This window comes from Paracoccus aeridis (genome assembly GCF_004923205.2).
In the GTDB taxonomy this organism is placed as follows: domain Bacteria; phylum Pseudomonadota; class Alphaproteobacteria; order Rhodobacterales; family Rhodobacteraceae; genus Paracoccus; species Paracoccus aeridis.
The window spans coordinates 198243-212852 of record NZ_SELD02000006.1 but is presented as its reverse complement, the minus strand read 5'-3'; the positions used below and the strand labels follow the sequence as shown (position 1 = coordinate 212852).

At 71.1% G+C, this 14610-nt stretch carries 10 protein-coding genes; 6 read left to right on the top strand and 4 right to left on the bottom strand.

Going from position 1 to position 14610, the window contains the following annotated elements:
• Window positions 1-175 precede the first annotated feature (175 nt).
• The 6 genes from ELI80_RS03415 to ELI80_RS03390 all read left to right on the top strand — a co-directional run bounded on the left by ELI80_RS03415 (window position 176) and on the right by ELI80_RS03390 (window position 10602).
• Entirely contained in the window at window positions 176-1876 is a 1701-nt protein-coding gene (locus ELI80_RS03415) for an ABC transporter ATP-binding protein (RefSeq protein WP_136649584.1), read from the top strand.
• 49 nt (window positions 1877-1925) lie between these two features.
• The gene (locus ELI80_RS03410) at window positions 1926-3041 is read left to right on the top strand and encodes an ABC transporter ATP-binding protein (protein WP_136649583.1); all 1116 of its coding nucleotides are present in this window, start codon (window positions 1926-1928) and stop codon (window positions 3039-3041) included.
• Window positions 3042-3133: 92 nt separating this feature from the next.
• Entirely contained in the window at window positions 3134-4129 is a 996-nt protein-coding gene (locus tag ELI80_RS03405; protein ID WP_136649582.1) for an ABC transporter substrate-binding protein, read from the top strand.
• Window positions 4107-5840 carry an ABC transporter permease gene (locus tag ELI80_RS03400; RefSeq protein WP_136649581.1) on the top strand — a complete coding sequence of 578 codons (1734 nt, stop codon included), beginning with the start codon at window positions 4107-4109 and terminating at the stop codon, window positions 5838-5840. Before ELI80_RS03405 ends, ELI80_RS03400 begins: the two co-directional genes overlap by 23 nt.
• Window positions 5841-6003: 163 nt before the next feature.
• Window positions 6004-7479, top strand: a complete 1476-nt coding sequence (locus tag ELI80_RS03395) for an efflux RND transporter periplasmic adaptor subunit (RefSeq protein ID WP_136649643.1) — start codon at window positions 6004-6006, stop codon at window positions 7477-7479.
• 3 nt (window positions 7480-7482) lie between these two features.
• Window positions 7483-10602 carry a multidrug efflux RND transporter permease subunit gene (locus ELI80_RS03390; RefSeq protein WP_136649580.1) on the top strand — a complete coding sequence of 1040 codons (3120 nt, stop codon included), beginning with the start codon at window positions 7483-7485 and terminating at the stop codon, window positions 10600-10602.
• Window positions 10603-10737: 135 nt separating this feature from the next.
• Here ELI80_RS03390 and ELI80_RS03385 read toward each other — a convergent pair whose 3' ends face one another.
• From ELI80_RS03385 to lipB, 4 genes are all read right to left on the bottom strand, one after another.
• Window positions 10738-11268: a DUF2244 domain-containing protein gene (locus ELI80_RS03385; protein WP_136649579.1), complete on the bottom strand. Its 531-nt coding sequence runs from the start codon at window positions 11266-11268 to the stop codon at window positions 10738-10740.
• 88 nt (window positions 11269-11356) lie between these two features.
• The gene (gene ctaD, locus ELI80_RS03380) at window positions 11357-13036 is read right to left on the bottom strand and encodes a cytochrome c oxidase subunit I (RefSeq protein WP_136649578.1); all 1680 of its coding nucleotides are present in this window, start codon (window positions 13034-13036) and stop codon (window positions 11357-11359) included.
• Between the two features lie 149 nt (window positions 13037-13185).
• The gene (locus tag ELI80_RS03375; RefSeq protein ID WP_236641302.1) at window positions 13186-13668 is read right to left on the bottom strand and encodes a c-type cytochrome; all 483 of its coding nucleotides are present in this window, start codon (window positions 13666-13668) and stop codon (window positions 13186-13188) included.
• Window positions 13669-13762: 94 nt separating this feature from the next.
• Window positions 13763-14518, bottom strand: coding sequence for a lipoyl(octanoyl) transferase LipB (lipB, locus tag ELI80_RS03370; protein ID WP_136649577.1), 756 nt, complete (start codon window positions 14516-14518; stop codon window positions 13763-13765).
• Between the last annotated feature and the right edge of the window lie 92 nt (window positions 14519-14610).

The following is a 14610-nucleotide window of genomic DNA, read 5'->3' as shown; positions in this document are numbered from 1 at the left end:
CCGGACTGCGCGCGTGGGCGGGCGCGCCCGTCGCCCGCACCGGATTGCCCGCGCAGGCGCCGCATCGGGCTGCGCGCGTCGGCGGGCGCACAGCGTCCCCGAGCGGGGCAAGCTTCCCCGCACGAGGCCGGCGCACCGGGTTGCCCGCGTGAACCCCGCGCCGTAGGACGGCCCCATGTTTCGCGAGTTCGCCGCCTACTACCGACCGCACATGCGCCTGTTCTGGGTCGATTTCGGCTGCGCGGTGCTGTCGGGCCTGCTGGAACTCGCCTTCCCGCTCGCCGTCACCGGCTTCATCGACTACCTGCTGCCGCGGGGCGACTGGCCGCTGACGCTGGCCGCCGCCGCCGGGCTGATGGCGATCTACGCGCTCAACACCGCGCTCATGGCGATCGTCATCTACTGGGGCCACCGTCTCGGCATCAACATCGAGACCGAGATGCGCGCCCGCGCCTTCGACCACCTGACGCGGCTCGGCTGGCGCTGGTACGACCGCGCGCGCACCGGCAAGCTGGTCGCCCGCGTGACCCGCGACCTGGAGGAAATCGGCGAGGTCGCCCATCACGGGCCGGAGGATGCGTTCATCGCGCTGATGACCTTCGCCGGCGCGTTCGTCCTGATGTTCCTCGTCCACCCGACGCTCGCCCTGATCGTCGCCCTGCTGGTCCCGGCGATGATGGCGCTGCTGATCGTCGCGGGCGGGCGGATGACGCGGACCTGGCAGTCGATCTATTCCCGCGTCGGCGACTTCAACGTGCGCCTGGAAGAGGCGCTGGGCGGCGTCCGGGTCGTGCAGGCCTTCGGGAACGAGGCGCACGAGAGCCACCTGTTCGCCGCCGACAACGCCCGCTACCGCGCCACGAAGCTGGACGCCTACCGCATCATGGCGGGGGCGAGCGCGCTGCAGTACATGGGGCTGCGCTTCGTGCAGGTCGTCGTCATGGTCCTGGGCGCAAGCTTCGTGCTGCGGGGCGAGCTGACCACCGGCGGCTACGTGGGCTTCCTGCTGCTGGTCGGCGTCTTCTACCGTCCGCTGGAAAAGATCGCGGCCGTGATCGAAACCTATCCCAAGGGGATCGCGGGCTTCCGCCGCTATCTCGAGCTGCTCGCGACCGACCCAGAGATCGCCGACGACAAGGGCGCGGTCGAGGCGCCGCCGCTGCGCGGCGACATCGTGTTCGAGGGCGTGGGCTTCGGCTACGACCCCGCCCGGCCGATCCTGTCGGGGATCGACCTGACCATCCGCTCGGGCCAGACGGTCGCCTTCGTCGGGCCCTCGGGCGCGGGCAAGACGACGCTCCTGGCGCTGCTGCCGCGCTTCTACGAGCCGACACAGGGGCGGATCACCGTCGACCGCCTGCCGCTCGGGGCGGTGACGCTGAACAGCCTGCGCCGCCAGATCGGGCTGGTGAGCCAGGACGTGTTCCTGTTCGGCGGCAGCCTGCGCGACAACATCGCCTATGGCCGCCTTGGCGCGACCGAGGCGGAGGTGGTCGAGGCCGCGGCCCGCGCCCAGCTCGGCCCCCTGATCGCGTCGCTGCCCGAGGGGCTCGACACGATCGTGGGCGAGCGCGGGGTGATGCTGTCAGGCGGGCAGAAGCAGCGGGTGGCCATCGCCCGCGTCTTTCTCAAGAACCCGCCGATCCTGATCCTGGACGAGGCGACCAGCGCGCTCGACACCCGGACGGAGCGCGAGATCCAGTCGGCGCTCGAGGCCCTCGCCGTCGGCCGGACCACTCTGGTCATCGCGCACCGGCTCGCCACGATCCGCCATGCCGACCTCATCGTCGTCATGCAGGACGGGCGGATCGTGGAAACCGGCAGCCACGCGGAACTCGCGGCCAGCGCCGGCGTCTATGCCGGGCTCGCGTCCTGACACGCGCCGGCTTCACGCGAACGTCACAACTCGAGGATAGACGCGCCCGATGACCGAGATCCGCCTTGAGAACCTGACCCGCAGCTTCGGCGCCACCCGCGCCGTGGACGGGCTGACCGCCAGCCTCAGGTCGGGCCGCTTCATCGCGCTGCTCGGCCCTTCGGGCTGCGGCAAGACAACGCTCCTGCGGCTGATCGCGGGGCTCGAGCGGCCGGACGCGGGGCGGCTCTGGCTCGGCGGCGACGAGGTCGCCGGGCCGGGCGTCTTCGTGCCGCCCGAACGGCGGCGGCTGGGGATGGTGTTCCAGTCCTATGCGCTGTGGCCCACGATGACGGTCGCGGGCAACGTGGGGTTCGGGCTGAACCGCCTGGGCCGCGCGGAACGCGAGGGGCGGGTCGCCGACGCGCTGCGGATGGTGGGGCTGCACGACCTCGGCGCGCGCCGCCCGCACGAGCTGTCGGGCGGGCAGCGGCAGCGGGTCGCGCTTGCCCGCAGCCTTGCCGCGCGGCCGCGCATCCTGCTGCTGGACGAGCCGCTCGCGAACCTCGACGCGCATCTGCGACACGCCATGCTGGCCGAGTTCCGCCGCATCCACGCGGCCACCGGCTGCACGATGGTCTTCGTGACCCACGACCAGAACGAGGCGATGGCGGTCGCCGACACCGTCGGCGTAATGGACGGCGGCCGGCTGGAACAGGTCGGCACACCGGCCGGGCTGTTCGACCGCCCAGCGACGCCGATGGTGGCGCGCTTCATCGGGCAGGGCCGCACCCTGCCGGTCGAGGTGACGGGCCGCACGGCGGACGGCCTTTGCGCGGTGCGGATCGGCGCCGCCACCCTGTCGCTGCCGGGGCAGGCGGGACCGGGGCCGGGGTGGCTGTGCCTTCACGCCCGCGACCTTCGGCCCGACCCGGGCGGGCTGCCAGCACGCGTCAGCGCCACCCGTTTCGAGGACGGCTATCGCGTGGCCGAGGTGCTTCTGGACGACATGCCTGCCGCCGACCCGCTGTCGCTGCGGCTGGACCGCCCGGCCGCCGTGGGCGAGCCGATCCGCGTCGCCATCCGGGGCGGCTGGGTGCTGGCGCGCGAAGCCCGCGCGGGCAGCGGCGAGGCGCCGGCCGTCCTGCCAGGGCCCGCGGCCCGCCTGCGCGCCGCCGCCGAATGAGGATGCGCACGCCCCCGTTTTCGGCCATTTCTGTCACGAATCCTTCAGGCCCCCGCGCTAGAAGCCGTCGACTGATGCAGGAGCAAAGATCCATGACCCATGTCCGCCACGCCGCATTCGCCCTGACCGCGCTAGCCGGCCTCGGCCTGTCGGGCGCCGCCTTCGCGGCCGCCTCGGGCCAGATCACGGTTTACACCTCGCAGCCGCAGGAGCAGATGGCGCAGGTCGTGGCCGAGTTCAACAAGGACTACCCCGACGTCAAGGTCGAGATCTTCCGCACCGGCACGACCGAGCTGATGTCGAAGCTGCAGGCCGAGTTCGCGGCCGGATCGTCGCCCGCCGACGTGCTGCTGATCGCCGACGCCGTCGCGATGACGCAGCTGAAGCAGGACGACCGTCTGCTGGCCTACGCGGATGCGCCGCTGGACGGCATACCCGCCGCGGTCGTCGACCCCGACAGGACCTTCTTCGGCACCAAGCTGATCACCACCGGCATCGTCTACAACACCGACATGGTGAAGACCGCGCCCGTGTCGTGGGACGACCTCAAGGCCGACGACGTCGCCTCGTCCCTGATCATGCCGAGCCCGCTCTATTCCGGAGCGGCGGTGATCCACGTCGGCACGATGGTCCAGCAGCCGGAGTTCGGGTGGGCGTATTACGAGGCGCTGGCCGACAAGGGCGCCGTCGCGGGGCAGGGCAACGGTACCGTGATGGAAGCGGTCGCCCGCGGCGAGAAGGCCTACGGGATCATCGTCGAATACATGGCGATGAACGCGGCCAAGGAAGGATCCCCGGTGGCCTTCGCGTGGCCCGAGCAGGGCGTCAGCGCCATTACCCAGCCGGTCGCCATCCTGAAGGGCACCGACAACGAGGAGGGTGCGAAGGCCTTCGTCGACTGGCAGCTGTCGCGGGCCGCGCAGGAACAGTCGGTCGCGCAGGGCTATTTCCCGATCATCGACGGGATGGCCGTCCCGGAGGGGTATCCGCAGCCCGCATCGCTTAAGGTGCTGCCGCTGGACGCCGCCAGGCTGATGGCCGACGAGACGGCCAACAAGGAAAAGTTTGCCGACCTCTTCGGCGGCTGACCCCGCGCATCGTCATGCCGGGCGGGGCGGCGACCTGCTGGTCGTCGCCCTTCTTGCCGTGTTCGTGCTGGCGACGGGGCTGTGGCCGCTGATCCGGCTGTTCGCCGAGGCGCTGCGGCCGGGTGAGGGCGGCGAGTGGCTGGGCGTCCTGCGCGAGACTTGGCAGGGCCGCGCCTTCCGCACCGCGCTGTGGAACACGCTCGCGTCCTCGGCGGGGTCGGTCGTCGTGTCGACCGTGCTGGGAACCGCCCTTGCGCTTGCGACGGGGCTCGCGCGCCTGCCCGGGCGGGCGGCGGCGAGCTTTCTCGCCCTGTCGCCGCTGCTGATTCCGTCGCAGATCATGGCGCTGGCGTGGATCGAGCTTCTGGGCAGCGGGTCGCCGGTCGCGGGGCTGCTGCGGCCCCTTGGCCTTTCGCCCGCGCCGGGGCAGGCGAACCCCCTTTATTCCGGCGCGGGCGTCGCCTGGCTGATGGGGGTCGAGCACATGCCGCTGGTCTTCATCGCCGTACGCGCGCGGCTGGCCACGGTGCCGCTGGACCTGGTCGAGGCGGCGCGGATCGCGGGCGCCCCCGCCGGCCGCATCGTCGCGCGCGTGATCCTGCCGCTGGCGTGGCCCCCGGCGCTTGCGGGCGCGGTGCTGGCCTTTGCGGCGGCGGTGGGCAACTTCGGGGTGCCGGCGCTGCTGGGGATCCCGGGCCGGTTCCCGGTGCTGACGACGCTGATCTACCAGCGGCTGAACGGGTTCGGCCCCGAGGTGATCGGCCGTGTCGCGGCGATGGCGCTTGTTCTGGTCGCGCTGGCGGTGGGCGCGCTTGCGCTGCGGCAGGCGCTGGTCGCGCGGCTGTCGGTGCCGGTGGGCGCAGGCGCCGCCTTCGCGGGCTTCGCGCCCGGCCGCTGGCGCTGGCCGCTGCTGGCCGCGACCTGGATGGTGCTGATCTGGATCGCGGTCCTGCCGATGGTGGCGCTTGTGACGACCTCGCTCGTGCCGGCGCTGGGGGTCCCGCTCGGGCCGGACACGGCGACGCTGCGCAACTTCGACGCGGCGCTGCAGAACCCGGCGGTCCGCCGCGCCTTTGCCAATTCCCTTGCACTCGCGGCGGCGTCGGGGGCGATCCTGGCCGTGGTCGCGGTTCCGCTGGCGTGGCTGTCGCTGGCGGCCCGGAACCGGGCGGCGCGGGTGCTGGGCTGGCTTGCCGACGCGGCCTTCGTCGTGCCGGGGACGGTGCTGGCGCTGGCCATGATCCTCGTCTACCTGCCGCCGCTGCCGGGGATCGGCGTCTCTATCTACGGCACCTGGGCGATCCTTCTGGTCCCCTATCTCGGCCGCTTCCTGCCGCTGACCCTGCGCCCGGTCGAGGCGGCGCTGCAGGCCGCAGACCCCTCGCTGGACGAGGCCGCGCGGATCCACGGCGTGAGCCCGGCGCGCCGGATGCTGTGGATCGCCGCGCCCGCCGCCCTGCCGGCCGCGGCCGCGGGGGCGCTGGTCGTGTTCATGACGGCGCTCAACGAACTCACGCTGTCGTCGCTCCTGTGGTCGGCGGGGAACGAGACCATCGGCGTCCAGATCTTCTCGATGCAGTACGAGGGCTATTCGACCTCGGCCGCGGCGCTGTCGGTCCTGTCTCTGGGGCTGGTCGCGGTGCTGGTGGTCGCGGCCGATCGCTGCGCGCGCCACCTGCCGCCGGGCGCCCTGCCGTGGCGGGGGCCGTAAGGCACGCCCTGCCGCCCCGCCGCCGCGCGGGATTTCACCATCGCGACAACTCGCCGTTGCGCGGCGGTTTGGGGTTGCCATGGCAAACGCCCCGGTGGCACCCCGGATGGTGACGGCCGATCCGGGTCGCGCCGGCCCCGGGAACGACATCAACGAGGCTCAGATGACCCCACGACCCGCAGCGCCGATGCCCATCCTGGCCGCGATCCTCGCGCTTGTGCTGCCTGCGGCCGGGTGGGCGCAGGCCGGGCCGGGCGGACCTGGCGCACCGGGCGGGCCCGGCAGACCGGGCGGCCCGACCGAGGTCGGCGTGATGACCGCCGCGCGCAGCCAGGTGCCGGTCACCGTGACGCTGCCCGGCCGCGCGGTCGCGTTCCAGCAGGCGGCGATCACGCCCAAGGTCGGCGGCGAGGTGCGCGAGGTGGCGTACGAGCCCGGCTCGGCGGTGACGGCCGGCACGGTGCTGTTCCGGCTCGAGGACGAGACGATCGCGGCCCAGCTCAGCGCCGACAGCGCCGCGGTCGAATCCGCCCAGTCCGCGGTCGACGGGGCGCAGGCGACCGTCAACCGCTACCGGCGGCTGCAGGGGTCGGGCGTGACCCAGGTCGACCTGGAAAACGCCGAGGTCGCGCTGTCTTCGGCCCGCGCCCAGCTTGTCGGCGCCCAGGCGCAGCGCGACCTCACCCAGCTGTCGCTGGAACGGACCGAGATCCGCAGCCCGATCGACGGCATCGCCGACATCGCGTCGGTCAGCGTCGGCGACATCGTGTCGGCGGGCCCGCAGACGGTTCTGACGACCGTTACCCAGCTGGACCCGATCTACGTGGACGTGGCCGAAAGCCGCGCCCGCATCCTGCGTAACCGCGAGCGGCGGGCCGAGGGCACGCTGCAGCGGGTGGACGGGCCGTCGTCCCGGCTGATCCTGGAAACGGGACAGGTCTATGAACATCCGGGCTACCAGGTCAGCCCCGGCATCGCGGTGTCCGAGACGACCGGCACGGTCCCGTTCCGCATCCGCTTCGCCAACCCGGACCGGATGATCCTGCCGGGGCAGTTCGTGCGGGTGGAGATCCAGGTGGGCCAGGTCGAGGGCGTGCTGGTGCCGCAGCGCGCGACCAGCCGCGCGGCCGACGGGGCGCTGACCGCCTTCGTGGTGCGCGACGGCAAGGCCGACCAGGTCGAGCTGACCGAATCCGGCACGACCCGCAATTCCTGGATCGCGACCGAGGGGATCGAGGCGGGCGACCTGCTGGTGCTCGACGGGCTGGACAACCTGCGCGACGGGGCCGAGGTCACGACGGTGCCGGTCGTCATCGACGACGAGGGCGTGGTCCGCGACGCGGACGCCGAGACGGCCGCAAGCGACGCGCCCACCGCGGGCGCGGCCGCCGGGAACGCGCCCGCGCAGCCCGCCGCTGCCGCCTCCGGGGCCCCCGCCGCAGCCCCCGCCGGCGTCCCGGCGAACCCGGTCGACCCGAACGCGCCAACCGCAGCCGCCCCCGCGCAGCCCGCGGGCGCCGACGCCGCCGAGGGGGGCGAGGCACCGGCGCAGCCTTCCGCCACGGGCGCGGGCGCCCCGTCGGTTCCGTCCGCCGCGGCTGCTGCCGGCACCGTTCCCGCGTCCACCGGGACCAACTGAGCCATGGCACAGTTCTTCATCCACCGCCCGGTCTTCGCCTGGGTGCTCGCGATCGTCACGATGCTCGCCGGGGCGTTCTCGCTGATCGGGCTGCCGGTGTCGCAGTATCCCGACATCGCGCCGACGACCGTCCGCATCTCGGCATCCTACGCCGGCGCCACCGCCGAGGCGGTGCAGAACTCCGTCACGACGCCCATCGAGGATTCGCTCAACGGCATCGACGGGCTGATCTACTTCGAATCGAACTCGTGGCAGGGCCGGTCGTCGCTGACCCTGACCTTCGATGACAGCGTCGATCCGACCGACGCGCTCAACGACGTGCAAAGCAGGGTCCGCAGCGTGGAGTCGCGCCTGCCGACCCCGGTCCAGAACAACGGCGTGTCGGTCACGCGCTCGACCTCGTCGATCCTGATGGTGGGCGCGCTGGTGTCCACCGACAACAGCTACCGCACCGTGGAGCTCGGCAACCTGCTGGAGGAGGTGATCGAGGGGCCGGTGAACCGGGTCGAGGGCGTGGGCGGCATCAACCGCTTCGGGTCGGGCTACGCGATGCGGATCTGGCTCGATCCGCTGCGGCTCGCGCAGTATCAGCTGACGCCGTCCGACATCGTGTCGGCGGTGGCCGAACAGAACGCCACCGTCTCGGTCGGTTCGCTCGGCACGCAGCCGGTCGTGCCGGGGCAGCAGTTCACCGCGACGATCACCGCGCAGAGCCAGCTCACCAGCGTCGAGGACTTCCGGCAGATCCTGCTGCGGACCGGCGAGGACGGGGCGTCCGTCTGGCTGGGCGACGTGGCCAAGGTCGAGATCGGGCAGGAAAGCTACGGCAGCGACAGCCGCTTCAACGGGCTGAACGCGTCCGGGTTCGGGGTGAACCTCGAAACCGGCGCCAACGCCGTCGACACCGCCGCGGGCGTCCGCGCGGTGCTGGATCAGCTGCAATCCGCGCTGCCCGAAGGGGTGGAGCTGCGGATCGCCTACGACACCTCGCCCTTTGTCGAGGCGTCGATCGAGAAGGTCTACCACACGCTCATCGAGGCGATCGTGCTGGTCGTCGCGGTGATCCTGATCTTCCTGCAGAACTGGCGCGCGACGCTGATCCCGGTGATCGTGGTTCCGGTCGTGCTGCTGGGCACCTTCGGGGTGCTGGGGGTGCTGGGCTATTCCATCAACACGCTGACGATGTTCGCGATGGTGCTGGCGATCGGCCTGCTGGTCGACGACGCCATCGTCGTGGTGGAGAACGTCGAGCGGACGATGCGCGAGAAGCATCTGGGCCCGGTCGAGGCGACCGAGCGCAGCATGAGGGAAATCAGCGGCGCGCTGGTCGGGATCGTGGTGGTGCTGTCGGCGGTGTTCCTGCCGATGGCGTTCATGGCCGGGTCCACCGGCGTCGTCTACCGCCAGTTCTCGGTCACGATCATCTCGGCCATGGCGCTGTCGCTCGCCACCGCGCTGATCCTGACGCCGGCGCAGACCGCGTCGCTGCTGCGGCCCCATACCGGGCCGGCGGGCTTCGCGCCCGCGCGCTGGTTCAACCGCGGCTTCGACCGGATGACCGACTGGTACGGCCGCAGCGTGGGCCGGATCGTGCGGCGGCCCTTCCTCGTCCTGCTGGTGCTGGCGCTCATCTCGGCCGGGGTGTGGCAGCTGTTCACGCGCATGAACTCGACCTTCCTCCCGACCGAGGATCAGGGCGTGCTGATGGCGCAGGTCAACCTGTCCGAGGGATCGACCGTGCAGCAGACCCGCGCCGTCGTCGAGGAGATCGAGGCCTATCTGCTGAACGAGGAAACCGCCGTCGCATCGACCTTCGGAGCGCTGGGGTTCGGGTTCTCGGGGTCGGGCCAGGGGCGGGCCACGCTGTTCGTGCGGCTGAAGGACTTCGCCGAACGGCCCGACGCCGACCAGGCCGCCGCCGCCATCGCCGCCCGCGCCAACGCGCGCTTCGGGCGCGAGCGCGCGGGCCGCGTCACCTTCATGCAGCCGCCCGCGATCCAGGGGCTGGGCAACAGCGCGGGCTTCAGCATGTTCCTGATCGACCAGTCGGGCGCGGGGGTGCCGGCGCTGCGGCGCGCGGCGGCCTGGCTCGAGGAGGCGGCGGAAGCCGACGGGCGGCTCGACAACGTCCAGGGCCGCGGCGACGAGGACGACGCCGCGCTGCGCCTGAACATCGACCCGCAGCGGGCCGAGGCGCTGGGGCTGAGCCTCAGCGACGTGAACGGGATGCTCGCCACGATCTTCGCGGGGCGCGAGGTCAACGACTTCGCGCTCGGCACCTCGCTACGGCCGGTCATCGTGCAGGGGGACGCGCCGTTCCGCATGCAGCCCGGGGATCTTGAGACGTGGTACGCCCGCACCGGCAGCGGCGAGATGGTGCCCTTCAGCGCGTTCTCGTCGACCCGGTGGGAACCGGTGTCCCCGCGCCTGGCGCGGTTCGAGGGGACGGACGCCATCTCGGTTTCCGGGACCGAGGCGCCGGGCGTGAGTTCCGGCGAGGCGATGGAGGCGATGGAGGAACTGGTCGCGCAGATCCCCGGCGGCGGCTTCGGCGTGGCGTGGACGGGCCTGTCCTACCAGGAACGGCAGGCGGGCAACCAGGCGCCGTATCTTTATGCGCTGTCGGCGCTCGTCGTGTTCCTGTCGCTGGCCGCGCTTTACGAAAGCTGGACCGTGCCGCTGGCGGTGATGCTGTCGGTCCCCGTCGGCGTCCTTGGCGCGGTGCTGGCCGCGCTTCTGTTCGGGCAGCCGAACGACGTCTACTTCAAGGTCGGCATCCTCACGACGATCGGCCTCTCGGCCAAGAACGCCATCCTCATCATCGAGTTCGCGGTGGCGCTGGAGGCGCAGGGTCGGACCGCCGCCGCCGCCGCGATCGAGGCCGCGAAGCTGCGGCTCCGGCCCATCCTGATGACGTCGCTGGCGTTCATCCTCGGCGTGCTGCCGCTTGCCATCGCGACCGGGGCGGGGGCCGCGGCGCAGAACTCCATCGGGATCGGGGTGATGGGCGGGATGATCTCGGCCACGTTCCTCGGGATCTTCCTGGTGCCGGGGTTCTATGTCGCGGTGCGGACGCTCACGGGCGGACGCAGGACGCGCGGCGCGGCGCAAGCGGCGGAGTGACGTTGCCGCGGCGGGGCGTCCGGTTGTGGACAGACTCGCTCGGCCGGGTGCCGCCCGGGCCGATCATCGTCCTGATCGACGGCACGCCGCCCGGGCCAGCCGGCCGGACTGGTCCCGTCAATGAACGGCGGCGGTTCAGCCGCGCAGGTCCAGCAGCGCGCGCGACAGCTCGTCGCGAAGCGCGCGGCGTTCCTCGGGGGCGAGGAACGCGCCCAGTTCGATCTCGCGCCCGCCGTCGGTGAGGGTCAGGTAGTCCTCGACCGGCCGGGCGTGCAGGCGCAGGCGCACCCAGTAGGGATTTGCGGTCCAGACCCGGTCGGGGCGGCCGGGATCGTGGCGGGTGACGGTGATCCGGTCCCGTGACAGGTCCACGACCTCGTGCATCCGGCCCTGCCGGTTGCTGGCGCGGATCGCCATCCACAATCCCCCGACCGCGATCCCGGCGAACGGCAGCAGGCCCCACAGGACCGCGCGGCCGAGCATCGACAGGATCGGCAGCGCCAGCCCGGCCGCCGCGAGCCCGATCACCCAGGCGAAGCCCGCCGCCGGCAGCGACCGGTGCGGCCAGATCACCAGCCGCCCTCGGTTGCGGGCCGCATTCCCGTGCGGCGTATCCTCAAGCGCCGGGCCGCTGTGCGCGGTCTCGTCCTGCCAGCGATAGGGCATCGGATCATCCCCGGTCGGCGTTGCCTCTCACGAAGAAGGCCCCGGATCGCTCCGGGGCCTTCTGCTTTGCTCGTCCCTCACCACAGGGTCAGTGGGCGTGGACATTGTCCCAGTCGGACCGCTTCGGCAGCGTCTCGAACGTGTGTTCGGGCGGCGGCGAAGGCAGGGTCCATTCCAGCGTGTCGGCGTATTCGTTCCAGTAGTTCGGAACGCCCACGCGGCGGCCGGCATACAGGGTGTAGAACACGATCCCGATGAACAGCAGGAACGAGGCGAACGAGATGTAGGCGCCGATCGAGCTGATGTTGTTCCAGTACGCGAAGTCGACCGGGTAGTCGATGTAGCGGCGCGGCATGCCCTGGCGGCCCAGGAAGTGCTGCGGGAAGAAGATCAGGTTCGAGCCGATGAACATCATCCAGAAGTGCAGCTTGCCCGCCCATTCCGGGTACTGGCGGCCGCTCATCTTGCCGATCCAGTAATAGACCCCGGCGAAGATCGCGAAGACCGCGCCAAGCGACATCACGTAGTGGAAGTGCGCCACGACGTAGTAGGTGTCGTGATAGACCCGGTCCAGCGGCGCCTGGCTGAGCACGACGCCCGTGACGCCGCCGACGGTGAACAGGAACAGGAAGCCGAAGGCCCAGAGCATCGGCGTCTTGAACTCGATCGAGCCGCCCCACATCGTCGCGATCCACGAGAAGACCTTGATGCCGGTGGGCACCGCGATCGTCATGGTGGCCAGCATGAAGTAGGCCTGCTGGGTGACGCTCATCCCGGCGGTGTACATGTGGTGCGCCCACACGACGAAGCCCAGCACGCCGATCGCGATCATCGCCAGAACCATCGGCAGGTAGCCGAAGATCGGCTTCTTCGAGAAGGTGGCGATGACGTGGCTGATGATGCCGAAGCCGGGCAGGATGATTATGTAGACCTCGGGGTGGCCGAAGAACCACAGGATGTGCTGGTACAGCACCGGGTCGCCGCCGCCGGCCGGGTTGAAGAAGTGGGTGCCGAAGTTGCGGTCCATCAGCAGCATGGTGATGGCGCCGGCCAGCACCGGCAGCGACAGCAGGATGAGCCACGCGGTGACGAACACCGACCAGGCGAACAGCGGCACCTTGAACAGGGTCATCCCCGGCGCGCGCATGTTGAGGAAGGTCGTGATGATGTTGATCGCGCCCACGATCGACGAAGCGCCCGAGACGTGGACCGCGAAGATCGCGAGGTCGGTCGAATAGCCGCTTTCGGAGGTGGAGAGCGGCGGATACAGCACCCAGCCGATCCCCGAGCCCAGCTGGTCGTTGCCGCCCGGCGACAGGAGCGACGCGATCCCCAGCGCCACGCCGCAGACATAGAGCCAGTAGCTGAGGTTGTTCAGACGCGGGAACGCCATGTCCGGCGCACCCAGCTGCAGCGGCATGAAGTAGTTGCCGAAACCGCCGAACAGCGCCGGGATCACGACGAAGAACATCATCAGGACGCCGTGATAGGTGATCAGGACGTTCCACAGGTGCCCGTTGGGCGTGCAGACGTCGCCGTCGCCCGCGGGCAGGAAGCGCGCGCCTTCAAGGCACATGTACTGCACGCCGGGGAACTGAAGTTCCATCCGCATGTAGACGGTGAAGGCAACCGCGATCAGGCCGACCACGCCTGCGGTGAACAGATACAGGACGCCGATGTCCTTGTGGTTGGTGGACATGAACCAGCGGGTGAAGAACCCGCGGGTGTCATGGTGCCCACCATGGTCGTGTATCGCGGCGTCAGCCATGCGCGATCTCCTTCGTGAATTCGGTGGCGTGCCGGGCGAGGCACCGGCGAGCTATCATGGTTCTTCTAGCGATCCCGTGAACGGACGGCAATGCGTGGCGAGGGCCGCGGAAGCTGTAAACAAGGCTTCCGCGGCGCCCGGTTCGCGCCCTAGTTCGCGGGCGCGCCGGGGGAGTTCTGCTGGAGGAAGGCCACGACGTCGGCCTGCTTCTTCGTCAGCTTGAAGGTCATCTTCGTCCGCAGCTTGCTGTCGCCGGTCTTTTCCTGCACGTAGCCGTTCGGGTCGGTGACGTAGTGGGTCAGGTCCTCGGGCGTCCAGATCTCGCCCGCCTCGCCCAGCTTCACCAGCGCGTCCGAGTACTTGTAGTCCTCCTGCGTGCCCGCCTGCCGGCCGACCACGTTGTAGAGGTTGGGCCCGGTCTTGCCGCCCTTCACGATGTCGGTGCCCTGATCGTCCCGGATCATGTGGCACGCCTTGCACTTGTTGAATTCGCGCTCGCCCGAGACGGGGTCGCCTGCGGTCGCGGCGGATGCAGCGTCCGCAGGGGCGGGTGCAGCGGGGGCGGGTGCCTGCGCAAGCGCGGGCGTGGCGATTGCGAGCATGGCAAGCAGAAGGGGCATTTTCGGGATCATGGCTGTTCCTTCGGGGCGCGGAATGGCTTCGGGTGCGGGCCGGGACCCGCGTAGCAGATTCGCCCCGGCGGGGCCATGCGACGAAATGCGCCTGTCATCCTGCGGGCCGCTGACCGAAGCGCCCCTCGAAGGTCGCTAGCAGAGCGCGGTCGAGGTCCTCCATCCCGACCGGCAGGCCGAGGTCGACGAGGCTCGTGACGCCATGCCCGCGGATGCCGCAGGGAACGATGCCGTCGTAATGTGCAAGCTCCGGCTCGACGTTGATCGCGAGACCGTGGAAGCTGATCCAGCGCCGCAGCTTGACCCCGATCGCGGCGATCTTGTCCTCGCGCGCGGTCCCGTCGGGCAGGGGCGGCTTGTCGGGCCGCGCGACCCAGACGCCGACGCGGCCGGGCCGGATCTCGCCCCGCAGCCCGAACTCGGCCAGCGCGTCGATCACCCAGCCCTCCAGCGCCGCGACGAAAGCGCGCACGTCGCGGCCGCGGCGGTTCAGGTCCAGCATGACATAGACCACGCGCTGCCCCGGCCCGTGATAGGTGTACTGCCCGCCGCGCCCCGTGGCGTGAACGGGAAAGCGGCCCGCGTCGGTCAGGTCCTCGGGCCGGGCCGAGGTGCCCGCGGTGTAGAGCGGCGGGTGTTCGACCAGCCAGATCGCTTCCGGCGCGGTCCCGGCGAGGATCGCGGCGATACGCGCTTCCATGAACGCGACGGCGGCGGGATGGTCGACGAGCGACCCGGTCAGCAGCCATTCCGGCCCGGCGGCGGGAGCGCCCCCGCCCGGCACGGCCAGCCGGATCGTGTCGGGCGTGGGAAGATCGGTCGGTCGCGTGGGCAGGGGCTGGTCGCTCATGCCGCCCGGCATGGCGCGGGCCACGGGAAAGAGCAAGCCCGCGCCCCGGAACCCTGCGCCCCGGAACACCGCGTCGGAGCCCTGCGCCGGGG